Below are 16,217 nucleotides of genomic sequence, written 5' to 3'. Positions count from 1 at the left end.
GCTTTTGTCATTCCGGCGGGCGCCTGATCAGCGACGGCGATCGCGGCGCGCACTCATCGGTTGGAAGGCCACGCCGACATGGGCGTCGCAATAGGGCTTCCCGGCTTGTGAGGGCAGACCGCAGAACCAGAAATCCTCGGTCGCGGGGTCACCGATCGGCCATTTGCAGGTCCGTTCCGTCAGCTCCATGAGGGTGAGCTTGCGCGCGCGCTTTTCCACCTCGCGGACCGAGGCCAGGGCCTCGGGGCTGATTTCATTGGCCGAAGGTTGGGGCGGCAGGGGTTGACCTGCAGGCACGATCGCCTTGCGGAAGGGCATGGGCGTGACATTGGCACCGCTGGCGGGCGCGGCCGCTGCGGCAGGCGCCGCAGGTGCGGCGGGGCGTTCGGCGGCCACGCGGGGTTCCGGCGTCGGGCGCGGCGGCACGGGGGCGGCAGCGACCGGCTCGGCCGGGGCCGCAGGCTTGGGCGGTTCGGCCGCCTTGGGCGTGGCTGCGACCGGGGTTTCCTCATCCTCTTCCTTGCCGCCGGCACCGCCCACGCGGTTCGACAGACCCAGACGGTGAACCTTGCCGATCACCGCGTTGCGGGTGACCCCGCCAAGCTCTTTGGCGATCTGGCTGGCGCTCTGGCCTTCGGCCCACATTCTCTTGAGCGTCTCGACACGCTCGTCGGTCCAGGACATGCTTCACTCCGGCTAAGGCAGACCCGCAGCCCCGGCAGGGGCCGGGCGGGTCCGCGTATTTTATCCGCCCCTGCCGCAGATACAAGCGCCCCACGCAGGCATTTCTGCGCCGAACCGCCTTAATCCAGCCGAAAGACCTTGTCTCGCGATGTGGCGCCGCGCAGCAATGTCAGACGGGTGCGGGCCACCCCCAGCGCCTCGGCCAGCAATTCGGTCACCGCCTTGTTGGCGCGGCCGTCCTCGGGCACGGCGGTGACCTGGGCTTTCAGCTGGCCATTCTCATCGGACAGAAGGTTGCGCCCGGCCCGCGGCGTGACGCGCAGGGCGAATTCTGCCCCCGGCAGGGCGCGGTCACGCAGATCGGGCCCCCGCGCCTTGGCCATGATCAGCCGCGCAGCCCGGTTTCTTCCAGAAGGCCCATGCGCTTGGCCTCATAGTAATAGCCGCGCGAATACCAGCCGATGGCGCGGTCATGGTTTTTCCGCGCCACCAGATAGGCCCCGCGCAGATACTTCACCCCGTATTTGAGGTTGGTTTCCGCATCCAGCAAGCTGGCCGGGCTGCCGCGATGGCCCATGGTGCGGGCCGTTTCGGGGCGGATCTGCATCAGCCCGAAATAGCCGCCATGCCGCGCCGCAGGGTTATACTTGCTTTCGCGCTGCACCACCCGGTGCACCAGCTTTTCCGGCACGTCATATTCACGCGCGTATTTTGCGATCAGGCGGTTGATCTCGGCCGAGCCCTGAGCACCCCCGTCCCCCCGGGGCCGCTCGGGCGCGCGGCGCCCGCCGCAAGCCGCAAGCGGCGCCACAAGCAGAAGGCCAAGCAGGGAACGGCGGCTGACATTGGTCATGGAAGGCTCCGGAACATGTAACGCCCCCGTGATAGTCGCTTGGATCGCATGGGGAAAGACCCGATCCCCCGCCCTGCCCAGCCTTGGGCAGATTTCTGCGGGCGATGCCTTCCCCCGCCGCGCGCCGCCCCTTATCTTCGCCCCGACAGAGTGCAAGGATATCATGATGCCCGATCCCAACCCCGCCGTGCTGGATTACCTGCTGACCCGGCGGTCGCGCCCCGCCAAAACGCTGACAACCCCCGTCCCCACCGCGGAAGAGCTGATGCCGATCCTGACGGCGGGACTGCGTGTGCCCGATCATGGCAAGCTGGAACCCTGGCGGCTGGTGGTGGTGACCAAGCCCGCGATGGCACGCCTCGCCGATCTGGCCGAAGCGCGCGCCCGCGCGCTGGGGGGGAATGAGGAAAAGATCGCCAAGGGCCGCGGCCAGTTCGATCAGGGCAATCTGGCCGTTGTGGTGATCTACAGCCCCAAGGCGCAAGAGAAAGTGCCCGACATCGAACAGCTGCTCTCGGCGGGCTGCGTATGTCTGGGCCTCGTCAATGCCGCGCAGGCCGCAGGTTGGGGGGCCTGCTGGCTGACCGGATGGGTCAGCCATGACCGCCCCTTCGTCGAGGCGGCCTTCGACCTTGCGCCGCAGGAAAGCGTGATGGGGATTGTCCATATCGGCACGGAAACCGCCGTGCCGCCGGAACGCCCGCGCCCCGATGTCGCCGCCCTGACCCGCTGGATGACGGAGTGACCATGATCTTCACGGATTTCGGCAAGGCGCTAGGCCAGCTGGGTGATCCGCGCTTTCTGCGCGTCGTGGCCATGGGGTTGGGCCTGTCGTTGCTTTTGCTGATCGCGGTCTATGCCGGGGTGGTCACGCTGATCGGCTGGTTCGTGCCCGACAGTGTTACACTGCCCTGGATCGGCGCGGTCAGCGGGGTGGATGCGCTGCTGTCGGTCGGGTCGATCTTCGTGATGATCGGGGTTTCGGCCTTTCTGATGGTGCCGGTGGCCGCGCTCTTTTCCGGGTTGTTTCTGGAAAGCGTGGCCGACGCGGTCGAGGATCGCCACTACCCCGGCCTGCCCGAAACGGCGGGCCTGTCGCTGGGTGAAAGCCTGAAAGAGGCGCTGGGGTTCTTTGGCCTGCTGGTGGTGGCAAACCTTCTGGCGCTGATGTTCTATCTTTTCGCCGGGCCGCTGGCGCCGCTGGTGTTCTGGGCGGTGAACGGCTTCCTGCTCGGGCGGGAATATTTCACGCTGGTGGCGCAGCGGCGGCTGGGGCGGGCGCAGGCTGCGGCGCTGCGGGCGCGCTTTGGCACGCAGATTTGGCTGGCGGGGGCGCTGATGTCGGTGCCGCTGTCGGTCCCGGTGCTGAACCTGATCGTGCCGGTGCTGGGGGTGGCGACCTTCACCCATATGTTCCACCGTCTGGCGGCACAGCGCTAAGGGAAAGGGCGGCCTCCTTCGGGGCCGCCCATCCTGTCAGTTGACCGGGCCAAGCGGCGCGGGGCCAGTCGGCGCAAGGAATTGCAGATCCTTGATCGTCAGCAGGCCGCTGGTGATGAACCACACGATCGCCACCCAAAGCACGAAGGTCACCGCCGTGGTGATCCACGCCTTCTTCTTGACCAGATAGTCCGAGGGCGCGGATTTCGGCGTGCCGGGCACGACCTCGCCCATATCCTGCTGCGAGGTAAATCGCATGGGCAGGACCATGAAGAAGACCATGAACCAGGTCACGGCAAAGACGATCAGGGCGGCGGTGATGGACATGTCAGACCTGTTCCAGTTCGACGAGACAGCCGTTGAAATCCTTGGGATGCAGGAACAGCACGGGTTTGCCGTGGGCGCCGATCTTCGGCTCTCCGCTGCCCAGCACCCGTGCGCCTGATGCCTTCAGGCGGTCGCGCGCGGCAAGGATGTCTTCGACCTCATAGCAGATGTGATGGATGCCCCCCGCCGGGTTCTTTTCCAGAAATCCAGCAATGGGCGAGTTTTCCCCGAGGGGGTAGAGCAGTTCGATCTTGGTATTCGGCAGTTCGATGAAAACGACGGTCACGCCGTGATCGGGTTCATCCTGCGGGTCGCGCACCATGGCGCCAAGGGTATCGCGATATTGGGCGGCAGCCGCGGCCAGATCTGGCACGGCGATGGCGACATGGTTCAGGCGTCCGATCATGCTTGCTCTCCTCTCTGCACGACACGGGCGCGCATTCCCGGGCGGGCCAGCCCCGGAACGGCGCCTGCCCTGCTTATGCGGCGGCGCGGCGCAACGGGCAAGCGGCGTTAAAGGGGCGTTAGGGGATTTGTGGTCCCATGGGCGCAAGGTCAAGCCCGACAGGTCTGCCATGCCCGCACCCGCCTTTGTGCCCCGAGCCCCCCAAGACCCGCAGTATCCCCTTTGGGGGCGTACGCTGCTGCTTGTGGAAGACAGCCGCTTTGCCAGCGATGCACTGCGCCTGATGTGCCTGCGCAGTGGCGGGCGGCTGCGGCGGGCGGAAACCATGGCGGCGGCGCGGGTGCATCTGCGGCTTTATCTGCCGGATGTGGTGCTGATCGACCTCGGGCTTCCCGATGGGCGGGGCGAGGTGCTGATCCGCGCTCTGGCCCGCAGCCGCATGCGCCCGGCCCTTCTGAGCCTCAGCGGGGATCCTGCCGCCCGCCCGGCTGCCCTGGCCGCCGGGGCTGATGGTTTTCTGGAAAAGCCGGTTGCCGGCCTGCAGGTCTTTCAGACCGCTGTCTTGCGGCTGATCGGGGGCGCGGCCCCCGTCGCCACGCCGGGGGCCGCACTCCCCCTGCCCGACCCGCTGGCGCTGCAGGATGATCTGGCCCATGCCGGGGCCCTTTTGGCGCGGGCACCCGAAGGGGCAGACCTAGCCTATGTGGCGGGGTTCTTGCTGGGGGTCGCGCGGGCAAGCGGCGATTGCGACCTTGCCCAAGCGGCGGCGGCGGCGCTGCGGGGCGATACAACGGCCAGAACGCGTGTTGGTGATCTGGTGGCGCAACGGCGGGCGTCACCCGACGCTGCGGCCTTTGGCCGGTCATGGGCCTGATCTCAGGGCAGCGGGGGCAAGGTGCGGCAACCGGAATAAACGATCGCTTCGGCATCACCCTGTCCATGCAACAGCATGGCATCGCTGCCCTTGGTCCACCATACAAAGGGCTCGGTCCCCTCACGGGCCACATAGCGCGCGCCCGAGGCAGAGATATCCACCTCAAACCCCATCTGACGCCCCTCGAAACCCAGCACCGCAAAGCTGCGATCCCCGAGGTTGAGATAGGTCGCCGTCACCATGGCCCCACGGTCGCATCGGTAGGTTTCCGTCGCCACCGTGGCCTCTTGCGCAAGCACGCGGTCTGCGGGGATCAGCGCGGCAAGGATCAGCAAGGAACGCAGCATGTTGAAGCTCCGATTCAGGATTACGCCAGGAAACGGGGATCAGACCCCATGTCCAGGCCGGGAAAGACCGCCGTTTCCAGCACGCTGCGGTCCAGACCGAACAGCCCATGCAGGGCCCATGCGGCCCAGCCCCGGACATCAGACGTGGGCATCAGATCGCGCCGGTCATAAAGCGCGGCCTCTTCAAGCCCGGGCCAATCGCCATAGATCCGCCCGCCCCGGATCGCTCCGCCCGCCATGAGCATGGCGCCACCCGTGCCGTGATCGGTGCCGCCCGTCCCATTTTCGCGCGCCGTCCGGCCGAATTCGGTCATGGCCAGCACGGCCGTCTTGCCCCAGACCGGCCCAAGATCGGCGCGCAATCGCAAAAGCAATGCCTCAAGCGCGGCATAGCTTTGCACCAGGGACGAAGCCTGGTTGCCGTGCGAATCCCAGCCGGAAAGCGAAAAGGCCGCGATCCGCGCCGCGTCCTGCAAACGCCCCGCCGCAAAGGAAGCCAGCGCCTCGGCATCGGCCTGCCGCCCCCCTCGGGCCTTCGGGGGCCGGGTCATCCCCTCTGCCATGCCCCCGGTGCCGTCCATCTCATCGGCCAGATCCATCGCCTCCATCGCTGCGGCATGAAACAGCGGATCGTCATGGTACACCCGTTCCAGCAGCGCCCGGCTGGTATCGGACAGGCGCAACCGCTGATCCGGCACCCAGCTGCGCACCGGCGCGGCACCGGCCAGCAGTGGCAGCGCCTCGCGCCCCACGGCATAGGCCGTTTCCGCCCCCAGCCCCGGGATCGCCTGCAGCATCCGGTTGAGCCAGCCGTCGCGCACCTCGGGCATGGGCACGTCCAGCCCGGTCCCGGCCTCGAGAATGTCCTGCCCGTCGAAATGGCTGCGCTTGTCGCGGTAGGGGGTTGAGGTGGCATGGACAAAGGCCAGCTCCCCCGCCTTCCATAGCGGCATGAGGCCCGCAAGCCGCGCATTCAGCGCAAAGATCCCGTCAAGCGGAAGGCCCGGCGTCCGGGTCAGACCGGGGCGATAGGTCGAAAACAGCGGGTCAGCGACGGGCTGCACCATATCCAGCCCATCAAGCCCGCCGCGCAGGATCACCACGACCAGGCGGTGATCGCCCAACATCGGCGCCCCTCCGGCCAGCGTCACCGTCGTCAGAAGCGGGCTTGCGGCAGCAGAACAGCCCATAAGCGCCGCCGCCCCGGCGCGCAGAAACAGCCTGCGGTTCATCTGTGCCATGGGGTCCCCCTCAGCGTCGGTTGAATTCGGGCGCGGCCAGCACCAGCCCCACCCCTTCACGAGGCGAGGCCGCCCGCCCCACCGCCTGTTGCAGCGCGGGCCCCGCCATGGGGCCAAGGGCGCGGTCCATGACCGTGCGCGCGTCCGGCATACCGCCATTGACCAGCCGCCCCGGCACCTCCATCGACCAGGTGATGCGGGCCGCAAGCCCTTGGGGGGATATCCAGGCCTCCGGCGCCTCGGGCCAACCGTCGGGGCCTCGCGGCGCCTCCCATGGCTGACCCATGACAGCCATCGGCTCTCGGATCATGCGAAGAAAGGGATTGCGGCTCATCCGCATCACCTCGGCCCCGGTCAGGCCCAGGGCACGCAGGGCGCAGGCCATGAATTCAACCGGCTGGCGCGCCTTGGACATGCGGGGTGACCGGGCCGCGTCTGCGCGCAGCAGTTCCGCATAGACGGGCAAAAGGCGGGTGTCCTGTTCCAGATAGGCATCCGCCATGCGCGCCACCAGCGCCGGGTCGGGGTCATCCGACAGGAAATGCACGGCAAGCTTATGCGCAAGGTGACGCGCGGTTTCGGGCCGGCGGGCCAGATCATCCAGGACCTGCAGAATGGGTTTCATTCCCCGCCCGTCATAGCGCGTGCCCAGAACCGTCTCGGCCCCCGGTTCGGACCGCGCGGCATCGAAGGACAATCCCGTCTCGCCCGAAATATCAAGACCGGTCAAAAGTTCGGCAAGCTGGGTCACATCCTTCTGGGAATAATGCGCGCCGACGCCCAGTGTATGCAGCTCGATCAGCTCCCGTGCCAGATTTTCGTTCAGGCCCTTGCCGCGCTCGCGTCCGGTGCGCGAATTCGGCCCCGTCGAGGCGACCTGATCCAGACCGATCAGCATCGCCGGATGCAGGATCGCGGACCGCAGCATATCGGCAAACCGACCGGCCAGATGTGGCCGGATGGCATGGTCACCGCGGCTTGCGGTCGTGGCAGCCTGATCGCGCAGACGCGGAATGGCGGTGAAATGGTCGTGCCAGAACAGCGCCAGCCTTTCGCGGAAAGGATCGGGGCTGTCGATGGCGCGGGCAAGGGTCCGGCGCAGAAAACCCGTCTCCTGATCCAGCACAGCCTTGAGGATCTGGTTATGGGCCCGCCGGACCGGGCTTTTGCGCGGCTGGCCCTGTGCCGCCCGACGTGCCGCGATCGCCTCGCGGTAAAGGGCCAGCACCTCATCAGGCGTCGGGCCGGGCCAGATCAGGCGGCCGCGATCCGGCCCCCCCAGCGACAAAAGCATCTCCTCGGTGGTCTGGGGGGTGTTTGCGACCATCGGCAGGCCAAAGCCAAAACGGAAGGCGGCAATCACGGCAGTATCGGGCATGGGGTCTCCGCTGTTCCCCGGATGGGGCTTGGCGGCAATCTAGGCGCGACCGCCGCCCTTTGCAGCCCCCTGCCCTGCAGGGTTGCGGTTTTCCGCCGGATCAGAAGCGGAAGCCGTGCGGATAATCGTGCTGGCCGTCAAAATCGGCCTTGCCGATTTCAAGCCCCTGCGCCCGCAGCACGGCAAAGGCCATCGAGGCATGGAAGCAGAAATTCGGCATCCCGAAGAGATGCAGGAAGTCATGCCCCGACTGGTCCAGCACGGCAAAGCCCGCGCGGTGGCGGATGCGCCGGTCTGCGGCATCGGCAAAGGCGTCGGGCGGCAGCGCAGTCAGCGCCACCCGCGCGGCCACGATGCGGCGGCCAAGGCCGATACGGTCCATGCCGTGATCCTCGATCGCGGGCAGCGGTGCATCGGCCAGCGCAAAGGCCACGCGCAGGGCAAAATCGGTGGCCGTCGCCACCTGTTGCGCTGCGGTGAACATGTCGGGCGCCAGCCGTGCGCCCAATACCTGTTCCTGATGGGCGGTCTTTTCGACCAGCGCGGCCAGTCGTTCCAGATAATGCACGAAAACCGGAACCGAGGCGGCATAGATCGGCGGCAGCATGGCTTTCCCTGACAGGCACAGGCCCCGCAAAAGCGCGGGGCCAGATCATGTTTTCACCCAGGGCCGCCCCCCGAGGGCAGGCGCCCTCAGGCGTCTTTCGGCACCACGCGCAGGCGCAGTTCGCGCAGCTGTTCGTTCATGGGTTCGGACGGGGCACCCATCAGCAGGTCTTCCGCGCGCTGGTTCATCGGGAACATGATGACTTCGCGGATGTTCATCTCATCCGCCAGCAGCATGACCGCGCGGTCGATGCCCATGGCGCAGCCACCGTGGGGCGGGGCGCCGTATTTGAACGCCTTGACCATGCCGCCGAACCGCTTTTCGACCTCGCTGGCCGGGTAGCCCGCCAGTTCAAAGGCCTTGAACATGATTTCCGGCTTGTGGTTGCGGATGCCGCCCGAGATCAGCTCATAGCCGTTGCAGGCCAGGTCATATTGATAGGCGTAAACCTGCAGCGGATCGCCGTTCAGCGCCTCCATCCCGCCTTGCGGCATCGAGAAGGGGTTGTGGCTGAAGTCGATCTTGCCCTCGTCGGTTTTCTCATACATCGGGAAGTCCACGATCCAGGCAAAGCGGAAGGTATCGGTTTCCGCCAGCCCCAGCTCGCGGCCGATCTCATTGCGGGCGCGCCCGGCGAAGCTTTCGAACTGTTCTGGCTTGCCGCCCAGGAAGAAGGCCGCATCGCCCTTGCCCAGACCCAGCTGCTGACGGATCGCCTCGGTTCGCTCGGGGCCGATGTTCTTGGCCAGCGGGCCGGCCGCTTCCATGCCCGAGCCATCCTCGGCCTCGCGCCAGAAGATATAGCCCATGCCCGGCAGGCCCTCTTTCTGCGCGAAGGCGTTCATGCGGTCGCAGAACTTGCGGCTGCCGCCGGTGGGCGCCGGGATCGCACGGATCTGGGTGCCTTCGTTTTCGAGCAGTTTCGCAAAGACCGCAAAGCCCGACCCGCGGAAGTGATCGCTCACCACCTGCATCTTGATCGGGTTGCGCAGGTCGGGCTTGTCCGACCCGTACCACAGCAGCGCGTCACGATAGGCGATGCGCGGCCAGTCGGTCGCGGTTTTGCAATCGGGGCGGAATTTCTCGAACAGGCCCTGAATGACGGGCTGGACGGCGGCGAAGATGTCTTCCTGTTCGACAAAGGACATTTCGACATCGAGCTGGTAGAAATCGGTCGGGCTGCGGTCGGCGCGCGGGTCTTCATCGCGGAAGCAGGGCGCGATCTGGAAGTAGCGGTCAAAGCCCGCAACCATGATCAGCTGCTTGAACTGCTGCGGCGCCTGCGGCAGCGCATAGAACTTGCCCGGATGCAGACGCGACGGCACCAGGAAGTCGCGCGCCCCTTCGGGCGACGAGGCGGTGATGATCGGGGTCTGGAATTCGTTGAAGCCCTGATCCCACATCGCGTTGCGCAGATGGCGCACAACGTTCGAGCGCAGCATCATGTTGTTGTGCAGCTTTTCGCGGCGCAGGTCGAGGAAGCGATAGGTCAGGCGGGTTTCTTCCGGGTAATCGACATCGCCGAAGACCGGCATGGGCAGATCGCCCTCAACCGCGCCCAGTACGGTCATGCCCTTGGCATAGACCTCGATCTCGCCGGTGGCGAGCTTGGGGTTCACAAGGCTTGCGTCCCGCGCCTTGACCACGCCATCGATGCAGATCACCCATTCGGCGCGCAGCTTTTCGATGTCGGCGAAGGCAGGGCTGTCGCTGTCGGCCAGAACCTGCGTGATGCCGTAGTGGTCGCGCAGGTCGATGAACAGCACGCCGCCATGGTCGCGCACGCGATGGACCCAGCCCGACAGGCGCACATTCTGGCCCACGTGATCCTTGTTGAGTTGCGCACAAGTATGGCTGCGATAGGCGTGCATCACGCTCCCCTTTCCGAGGCTTTCATCCTGATGCGCCGATACACACCGGGGCGCGGGTCAAGTCAACCCCGGCAGGGTGGCGCGCCCTGCATTGAAGGCGGGTGGGCGGCAAAATCTTTCGGGTCAGCCCAGCCAGACGGCGGGGACCAGCCCGCGCAGCGCATTGCCCACCCACAGCCGCACATGCGGCAGATCGACCCGCAGCAGCGGCTCTTCCGGCAGGGCCAGTTCGGCGCGCAGCACCCCCGGCAGAAGGCCCGAGCTGAGTGGCGGCGTCCGCATCCCCTGCCCGCGGTCGAAGAACAGATTGGTGATCGTGCCCTCGCAGACTTCATCGCGTTCATTGCAGAAGATCAGTTCTTCGGTGCCGGGCGGCAGCGCGGCGCGGGCGGCGTCATAAACGCCGCGGCGGGTGCTTTTGACGCGCAGCCAAGGGTCGGCCGAATCCAGCCGCGGCGCGGCAAGTTTCAGCCGCCATTGCGGCGCGGCGGGGGGAAGCGGCGCGACCGTCACCTCGCTATCCCCACCGGCGCCCAGCGTCAGGCGCACACGGGCCGGGCCTTCGGGGCGCGGCAGGGCGGCCAGAACGGCAGCAGGATCACAGAGAAACCCCAGCGCCGCGGCCGACCGCACCAGCCGCGCGAGATGCCCGGCCTGCCGTGGGTAAGCCGCGCCGTCCCAGAGCAGCGTCTCGATCAGGCGGACCGGCTCAACGCCGACGCGTAGCGTGCTTTCCAATGCGCTTCCTCCCATTCGCCCTGGGCGGTGGAATCAAAGACCACCCCGCCCCCCACATTCAGCACCACCCGCTGCCCCCAGATCGAAAGGGTGCGGATCGCCACGTTGAAGGCGGCGGCCCCGTCGGGCGCCATCCAGCCGATCGCCCCGCAATAGACGCCGCGGGCAAAGGGTTCGACCTCGCGGATGATCTGCATCGCGCGGATCTTCGGCGCACCGGTGATCGAGCCGCAGGGGAACAGTGCCGTCATCAGCCGCGCAAGGCTGGGCGGTTCGACCAGCTGGCCCACGACGCGGCTGCTCATCTGATGGACGGTGGCAAAGGGTTCAACCGCATAGAGTTCGGGCACACGCACCGACCCCACCTCGGCCAGCCGCGAGATGTCGTTGCGCAAAAGATCAACGATCATCAGGTTTTCCGCCCGCGCCTTTTCGGACAGGTAAAGTTCCTGTGCCAGGGCCTGATCCTCTTCGGGGTCGGCCCCGCGCGGGGCGGTCCCCTTCATCGGGCGGGCCTCGATCCGGCCCTGCGCGCTGACCGAAAAGAACAGCTCGGGCGAGCGGGAGACGATCACCGGCCCCACCCCAAGGTCGAGATAAGCCCCCAGCCCCACTGCCTGCCGCGCCTTCAGCGCCGCATAAAGGCCAAGGGGCGTGCCGGTCAGCTCTGTCTCCATCGGGAAGGTCAGGTTGATCTGATAGCAATCGCCCGCCCGGATATAGGCCGCCACCGCATCAAAGGCGGTGCCGTAATCCTCGCGTGAAACCATGGGGCGCAGGGGCGCCAGATGGGCGCTGCCTTCCACCGGCTCCGCGGCTTCGGGGGCGTCATAAACACCATAGGCCACCAGCGGATGATCGCGCTCGGCCGGCATCAGCGCCGCCAGCTTCGGCTCGAGCGCATAACCCGCCTCATAAGAGACATAACCGGCGATCCAGCCCCCCGCCGCCCGTGCCGCATCCAGCCGCGCCAGCGCGGGCGCAACCTCGGCGGCCTCATGGGCCACGATCACCTCTTTGGGTGCGGTGAACTGTGCGGCGCGGCCCTGAGGGCCATGTTCCAGCAGGATCACGTCTTTACTCCTTGGCTGATGCGGGGCGATCTAGCACCGGGGGGGCGGCTCGACCAGTCCGCAAGCGACCTTCTGGCCCGCGACACGGGCACCGGCCCGTTTTTGACCAGCCGGACAAGTCTGCCACCCCGCAGACCGCGACGCGCATTCACCCTTGCGCCGCGACGCTTGCTGACTATAACCCCCGTCAATTTGCGCTTCGCCATCGAATCCAGATTACCGCTCTCCGCACGGGGCGCGGTCTGCAAGCACACACGGGGTCCGCCATGCCGAAAAGAACCGATATCTCCTCCATCATGATCATCGGTGCGGGGCCCATTGTCATCGGGCAGGCCTGCGAATTCGACTATTCGGGCGCACAGGCCTGCAAGGCACTGCGCGAGGAAGGCTATCGCGTCATCCTCGTCAACTCGAACCCGGCGACGATCATGACCGATCCGGGCCTGGCCGATGCCACCTATATCGAACCGATCACCCCCGAGGTCGTCGCCAAGATCATCGAAAAGGAACGCCCCGACGCGATCCTGCCGACGATGGGCGGCCAGACCGGCCTGAACACCACGCTTGCGCTGGATGACATGGGCGTGCTGGAAAAGTTCAACGTCAAGCTGATCGGCGCCAATCGCGAAGCCATCGAGATGGCCGAAGACCGCAAGCTCTTCCGCGAAGCGATGGACCGTCTGGGCCTTGAAAACCCCAAGGCCACCATCATTGCCGCCCCCAAGGTGAACGGCAAGTTCGACATCGCAGCAGGCGTGGCCGAGGCCGTCAAACAACTGGAATATGTGGGTCTGCCCGCCATCATCCGCCCCGCCTTCACCCTGGGCGGCACCGGCGGCGGCGTCGCCTATAACCGCGACGACTATGAGGCCATCGTGAAATCGGGGCTTGAGGCCTCGCCCGTGGCGCAGGTTCTGGTCGATGAATCGCTGCTCGGCTGGAAAGAATATGAGATGGAGGTGGTGCGTGACCGCAAGGACAACGCCATCATCGTCTGCTCGATCGAAAACATCGACCCGATGGGCGTGCATACCGGTGACTCGATCACCGTGGCCCCTGCCCTGACCCTGACCGACAAGGAATATCAGATCATGCGGAACGGCTCGATCGCCGTGCTGCGTGAAATCGGTGTGGAAACCGGCGGCTCGAACGTCCAATGGGCGATCAACCCCAAGGACGGCCGCATGGTCGTGATCGAAATGAACCCGCGTGTGTCGCGGTCTTCGGCGCTGGCCTCGAAGGCGACGGGCTTCCCGATTGCCAAGATCGCCGCGAAACTGGCCGTGGGCTATACGCTCGACGAGCTGGACAATGACATCACCAAGGTCACGCCCGCGTCCTTCGAACCCTCGATCGACTATGTCGTGACCAAGATCCCGCGCTTTGCCTTTGAAAAGTTCCCCGGATCGGAAAACAACCTGACCACCGCGATGAAATCGGTGGGTGAGGTCATGGCCATCGGCCGCACCATCCATGAATCGCTGCAAAAGGCGCTGGCGAGCCTTGAGACCGGCCTGACCGGCTTTGACGAGATCGCCATCCCCGGCGCGCCGGACAAGGCTTCCATCTTCAAGGCGCTGGGTCAGCAAACCCCCGACCGTCTGCGCGTCATCGCCCAGGCCATGCGCCACGGTCTGACCAATGACGAAATCCAGCAGGCCACCAGCTTCGACCCGTGGTTCCTGTCGCGCATCCGCGAAATCATCGACGCCGAGGCCGAAATCCGCGAAGCCGGTCTGCCGACTGATGCCGAAGGCCTGCGTGCACTCAAGATGATGGGCTTCACCGATGCCCGTCTGGCCAAACTGACCGCCGGGTCGGAAACCGAAGTCCGCCGCGCCCGTCGCGCCCTGGGCGTCAAGGCCGTCTTCAAGCGCATCGACACCTGCGCCGCCGAATTCGAGGCGCAGACCCCCTATATGTATTCCACCTATGAGGCCCCCGCGATGGGCGATGTGGAATGCGAAAGCCGTCCCTCCAACGCCAAGAAGGTCGTCATCCTCGGCGGTGGCCCGAACCGGATCGGCCAGGGGATCGAGTTCGACTATTGCTGCTGCCATGCCTGCTTCGCGCTGACCGCGCAGGGCTATGAAACCATCATGGTCAACTGCAACCCGGAAACCGTGTCGACCGACTATGACACCTCGGACCGTCTGTATTTCGAACCGCTGACGCTGGAACATGTGCTGGAAATCCTGCGCGTCGAACAGGAAAACGGCACGCTGCATGGCGTGATCGTGCAGTTCGGCGGCCAGACGCCGCTCAAGCTCGCCAATGCGCTGCATGAAGAAGGGATCCCGATCCTCGGCACCACGCCCGATGCCATCGATCTGGCCGAAGACCGTGAGCGGTTCCAGAAACTGCTGAACGAGCTGGGCCTGAAGCAGCCGGTCAACGGCACCGCCCGGTCGCGCGACGAAGCCTTCGCCGTGGCGGCGCAGGTGGGCTATCCGCTGGTGATCCGCCCCTCCTTCGTGCTGGGCGGCCGCGCGATGGAGATCGTGCGTTCGGACGAACATCTGGAACGCTATATCGCCACCGCCGTGCAGGTTTCGGGCGACAACCCGGTGCTGCTGGACAGCTATCTGGCGGGCGCGATCGAGGTGGATGTCGATGCGCTCTGCGATGGCGAGAATGTCCATGTTGCGGGCATCATGGAACACATCGAAGAGGCTGGCGTCCATTCGGGCGACAGCGCCTGCTGCCTGCCGCCCCATTCGCTGAGCGCGGAGACGGTGGAAGAACTGAAGCGCCAGACCGTGCTGATGGCGCGGGCGCTGCATGTCGTGGGCCTGATGAACGTGCAATTCGCCATCAAGGATGGTGTGATCTACGTGCTTGAGGTGAACCCGCGCGCGAGCCGCACCGTGCCCTTCGTCGCCAAGGCGACCGATAGCGCCATCGCCTCGATCGCCGCGCGTCTGATGGCCGGTGAGCCGCTGTCGAACTTCCCCGACCGCGCGCCCTATGGCGAAGGCACCGGCCCGGATTCGGTGCTGCCGCTGGCCGATCCCAACACGCTGGCCAATCCGATCACGCCCTGGTTCAGCGTCAAGGAGGCCGTGCTGCCCTTCGCCCGCTTCCCCGGTGTGGACCCGCTCCTCGGGCCGGAAATGCGTTCGACCGGCGAGGTCATGGGCTGGGATCGCACCTTCGCGCTGGCCTTCCTCAAGGCGCAGATGGGCGCGGGCACGCATCTGCCCGAAAGCGGCCGGGTGTTCCTGTCGATCAAGGACATGGACAAGACCGAAGCCATGGCCGAGGCCGCGCGCGGCCTGATCACCCTCGGGTTCGAGATCGTGGCCACACGTGGCACCGGCGCCTGGCTGGCCGAGCAGGGCATCACCGCCACCCCGGTGAACAAGGTCTATGAAGGCCGCCCTAACATCGTGGACAGCCTGAAAAACGGCGACATCGCGCTGGTGATGAACACGACCGAGGGCGCGCAGGCGCTGGCCGACAGCCGCGACATCCGTCGCGTCGCGCTGATGGACAAGATCCCCTACTTCACCACCGCGGCGGCCTCGATTGCCGCTGTGGCGGCCATGAAGGCGCGCGGCGAAGGCTATGGCGTGCGGACGCTGCAGGGCTGACCTGCGCCGTTTGGCAAGGGAACAGGGGGCCGGGGAAACCCGGCCCTTTTCTTTTGCCCTTGGCCCGGCGCCGCGCGATATCAGGGGCCGGAAATGCAAAACGGCGCCCGAAGGCGCCGCTTGCGAAGGGTCTTGGTGGAGCAGAGGGGGATCGAACCCCTGACCTCGTCATTGCGAACGACGCGCTCTCCCAACTGAGCTACTGCCCCTCGACCGAGATGGGTTTTCGCCAATCGAAACGGGAATGTCAAGCGTCTCTGCGGGCGGAAAATAGCTGTATTTTCAGCGCAGCTTCAGCCGCGCCCGGCAAGGTTCTGCCGCACGAAATCCGCGATCTGCGCGGCAGGGCGAGCGCCCGCAAGACGCGCGATCTCACGCCCACGATGATAAAGCACGAGCGCCGGAATCCCTTGGATGCGGGCGCGCCCGGCGATCTCGGGGTGGTCTTGCGTGTTCAGCTTGGCAAAGCGCACTGCCGGGGCCAACGCGCCTGCGGCCTTGGCAAATTCCGGTGCCATGGCCCGGCAGGGGCCACACCAGGGCGCCCAGTAATCGACCAGAAGCGGCAGCTCATCCCCGCGCACGGCCTTGTCATGGCTGAGCTGATCCAGCTCATGTACGCGGCCATTGGCCAAGGGCTCGCCGCAGCTGCCGCATTTCGGCCCTTGGGCCAGACGGTCGCGCGGGATGCGATTGGCCTGCCCGCAGGTGGTGCATGTCAGTTTCACGGCTTCCATGATCGGCCCCCAGATCAAATTCCAGTTTAGGAATATATTGGCGCGCCC

The 16,217-nt window shown here is 66.2% G+C and carries 17 protein-coding genes and 1 tRNA gene; 4 read left to right on the top strand and 14 right to left on the bottom strand.

The annotated features are described in order from the left end of the window. Positions 1-27 precede the first annotated feature (27 nt). The 3 genes from IE101_RS07850 to IE101_RS07840 form a co-directional block, all read right to left on the bottom strand. Entirely contained in the window at positions 28-684 is a 657-nt protein-coding gene (locus IE101_RS07850; protein ID WP_189633272.1) for a GcrA family cell cycle regulator, read from the bottom strand. Between the two features lie 119 nt (positions 685-803). Beyond that, positions 804-1,067: a DUF167 domain-containing protein gene (locus IE101_RS07845; protein ID WP_189633271.1), complete on the bottom strand. Its 264-nt coding sequence runs from the start codon at positions 1,065-1,067 to the stop codon at positions 804-806. Positions 1,068-1,069: 2 nt separating this feature from the next. Next, a complete protein-coding gene (locus tag IE101_RS07840; protein ID WP_189633270.1) occupies positions 1,070-1,537 on the bottom strand; it encodes a lytic transglycosylase domain-containing protein in 468 nt (155 codons plus the stop codon). Between the two features lie 166 nt (positions 1,538-1,703). Between IE101_RS07840 and IE101_RS07835 the strand changes: the two genes are divergently transcribed. Together IE101_RS07835 and IE101_RS07830 are read left to right on the top strand one after the other, a co-directional pair. Further along, positions 1,704-2,282, top strand: coding sequence for a nitroreductase family protein (locus tag IE101_RS07835; protein ID WP_189633269.1), 579 nt, complete (start codon positions 1,704-1,706; stop codon positions 2,280-2,282). Positions 2,283-2,287: 5 nt separating this feature from the next. After that, positions 2,288-2,977 carry an EI24 domain-containing protein gene (locus IE101_RS07830; RefSeq protein ID WP_189633375.1) on the top strand — a complete coding sequence of 230 codons (690 nt, stop codon included), beginning with the start codon at positions 2,288-2,290 and terminating at the stop codon, positions 2,975-2,977. Positions 2,978-3,013: 36 nt separating this feature from the next. Here IE101_RS07830 and IE101_RS07825 read toward each other — a convergent pair whose 3' ends face one another. Then, positions 3,014-3,304, bottom strand: a complete 291-nt coding sequence (locus IE101_RS07825; RefSeq protein ID WP_189633268.1) for a DUF1467 family protein — start codon at positions 3,302-3,304, stop codon at positions 3,014-3,016. A 1-nt stretch (position 3,305) separates the two neighbouring features. Continuing rightward, positions 3,306-3,710 (bottom strand): methylmalonyl-CoA epimerase, encoded by a 405-nt coding sequence (mce, locus tag IE101_RS07820; protein ID WP_189633267.1) that lies wholly within the window; start codon positions 3,708-3,710, stop codon positions 3,306-3,308. Positions 3,711-3,879: 169 nt separating this feature from the next. On the opposite strand from mce, the gene IE101_RS07815 reads away from it, so the two are divergent. Continuing rightward, positions 3,880-4,584: a response regulator gene (locus tag IE101_RS07815; protein WP_189633266.1), complete on the top strand. Its 705-nt coding sequence runs from the start codon at positions 3,880-3,882 to the stop codon at positions 4,582-4,584. A 2-nt stretch (positions 4,585-4,586) separates the two neighbouring features. Here IE101_RS07815 and IE101_RS07810 read toward each other — a convergent pair whose 3' ends face one another. The 7 genes from IE101_RS07810 to IE101_RS07780 all read right to left on the bottom strand — a co-directional run bounded on the left by IE101_RS07810 (position 4,587) and on the right by IE101_RS07780 (position 11,839). Beyond that, on the bottom strand, positions 4,587-4,931 hold the full coding sequence (locus tag IE101_RS07810) for an MliC family protein (protein WP_189633265.1): 345 nt from the start codon (positions 4,929-4,931) through the stop codon (positions 4,587-4,589). 20 nt (positions 4,932-4,951) lie between these two features. Next, complete coding sequence (locus tag IE101_RS07805) at positions 4,952-6,172, bottom strand: DUF1501 domain-containing protein (protein ID WP_189633264.1); 1,221 nt, start codon at positions 6,170-6,172, stop codon at positions 4,952-4,954. A gap of 10 nt (positions 6,173-6,182) precedes the next feature. After that, on the bottom strand, positions 6,183-7,550 hold the full coding sequence (locus IE101_RS07800) for a DUF1800 domain-containing protein (RefSeq protein WP_189633263.1): 1,368 nt from the start codon (positions 7,548-7,550) through the stop codon (positions 6,183-6,185). A gap of 100 nt (positions 7,551-7,650) precedes the next feature. Beyond that, entirely contained in the window at positions 7,651-8,157 is a 507-nt protein-coding gene (locus IE101_RS07795; RefSeq protein WP_189633262.1) for a DUF1993 family protein, read from the bottom strand. An 86-nt stretch (positions 8,158-8,243) separates the two neighbouring features. Continuing rightward, positions 8,244-10,028 (bottom strand): aspartate--tRNA ligase, encoded by a 1,785-nt coding sequence (aspS, locus tag IE101_RS07790; RefSeq protein WP_189633261.1) that lies wholly within the window; start codon positions 10,026-10,028, stop codon positions 8,244-8,246. 123 nt (positions 10,029-10,151) lie between these two features. Continuing rightward, the gene (locus IE101_RS07785) at positions 10,152-10,766 is read right to left on the bottom strand and encodes an aminotransferase class IV family protein (protein ID WP_373296081.1); all 615 of its coding nucleotides are present in this window, start codon (positions 10,764-10,766) and stop codon (positions 10,152-10,154) included. Beyond that, a complete protein-coding gene (locus IE101_RS07780) occupies positions 10,724-11,839 on the bottom strand; it encodes an aminodeoxychorismate synthase component I (protein ID WP_189633259.1) in 1,116 nt (371 codons plus the stop codon). Before IE101_RS07780 ends, IE101_RS07785 begins: the two co-directional genes overlap by 43 nt. Positions 11,840-12,105: 266 nt before the next feature. Between IE101_RS07780 and carB the strand changes: the two genes are divergently transcribed. Beyond that, the gene (gene carB, locus IE101_RS07775) at positions 12,106-15,432 is read left to right on the top strand and encodes a carbamoyl-phosphate synthase large subunit (RefSeq protein WP_189633258.1); all 3,327 of its coding nucleotides are present in this window, start codon (positions 12,106-12,108) and stop codon (positions 15,430-15,432) included. 133 nt (positions 15,433-15,565) lie between these two features. Here carB and IE101_RS07770 read toward each other — a convergent pair. Together IE101_RS07770 and trxC are read right to left on the bottom strand one after the other, a co-directional pair. Continuing rightward, a tRNA-Ala gene (locus IE101_RS07770) sits at positions 15,566-15,641 on the bottom strand. An 84-nt stretch (positions 15,642-15,725) separates the two neighbouring features. Next, positions 15,726-16,169, bottom strand: a complete 444-nt coding sequence (trxC, locus tag IE101_RS07765) for a thioredoxin TrxC (RefSeq protein ID WP_189633257.1) — start codon at positions 16,167-16,169, stop codon at positions 15,726-15,728. Positions 16,170-16,217: the final 48 nt, after the last annotated feature.

This window comes from Gemmobacter lanyuensis (assembly GCF_014652355.1).
Classification (GTDB): Bacteria; Pseudomonadota; Alphaproteobacteria; order Rhodobacterales; family Rhodobacteraceae; genus Gemmobacter; species Gemmobacter lanyuensis.
The sequence above is the reverse complement of the archived record's forward strand: the minus strand, read 5'-3'. Positions and strand labels throughout refer to the sequence as shown.

Coding starts and splice junctions, on each gene's coding strand:
- IE101_RS07850 (WP_189633272.1), bottom strand. CDS start 684: ATGTCCTGGACCGACGAGCGTGTCGAGACGCTCAAGAGAATGTGGGCC.
- IE101_RS07845 (WP_189633271.1), bottom strand. CDS start 1,067: ATGGCCAAGGCGCGGGGGCCCGATCTGCGTGACCGCGCCCTGCCGGGG.
- IE101_RS07840 (WP_189633270.1), bottom strand. CDS start 1,537: ATGACCAATGTCAGCCGCCGTTCCCTGCTTGGCCTTCTGCTTGTGGCG.
- IE101_RS07835 (WP_189633269.1), top strand. CDS start 1,704: ATGCCCGATCCCAACCCCGCCGTGCTGGATTACCTGCTGACCCGGCGG.
- IE101_RS07825 (WP_189633268.1), bottom strand. CDS start 3,304: ATGTCCATCACCGCCGCCCTGATCGTCTTTGCCGTGACCTGGTTCATG.
- mce (WP_189633267.1), bottom strand. CDS start 3,710: ATGATCGGACGCCTGAACCATGTCGCCATCGCCGTGCCAGATCTGGCC.
- IE101_RS07815 (WP_189633266.1), top strand. CDS start 3,880: ATGCCCGCACCCGCCTTTGTGCCCCGAGCCCCCCAAGACCCGCAGTAT.
- IE101_RS07810 (WP_189633265.1), bottom strand. CDS start 4,931: ATGCTGCGTTCCTTGCTGATCCTTGCCGCGCTGATCCCCGCAGACCGC.
- IE101_RS07805 (WP_189633264.1), bottom strand. CDS start 6,172: ATGGCACAGATGAACCGCAGGCTGTTTCTGCGCGCCGGGGCGGCGGCG.
- IE101_RS07800 (WP_189633263.1), bottom strand. CDS start 7,550: ATGCCCGATACTGCCGTGATTGCCGCCTTCCGTTTTGGCTTTGGCCTG.
- IE101_RS07795 (WP_189633262.1), bottom strand. CDS start 8,157: ATGCTGCCGCCGATCTATGCCGCCTCGGTTCCGGTTTTCGTGCATTAT.
- aspS (WP_189633261.1), bottom strand. CDS start 10,028: ATGCACGCCTATCGCAGCCATACTTGTGCGCAACTCAACAAGGATCAC.
- carB (WP_189633258.1), top strand. CDS start 12,106: ATGCCGAAAAGAACCGATATCTCCTCCATCATGATCATCGGTGCGGGG.
- trxC (WP_189633257.1), bottom strand. CDS start 16,169: ATGGAAGCCGTGAAACTGACATGCACCACCTGCGGGCAGGCCAATCGC.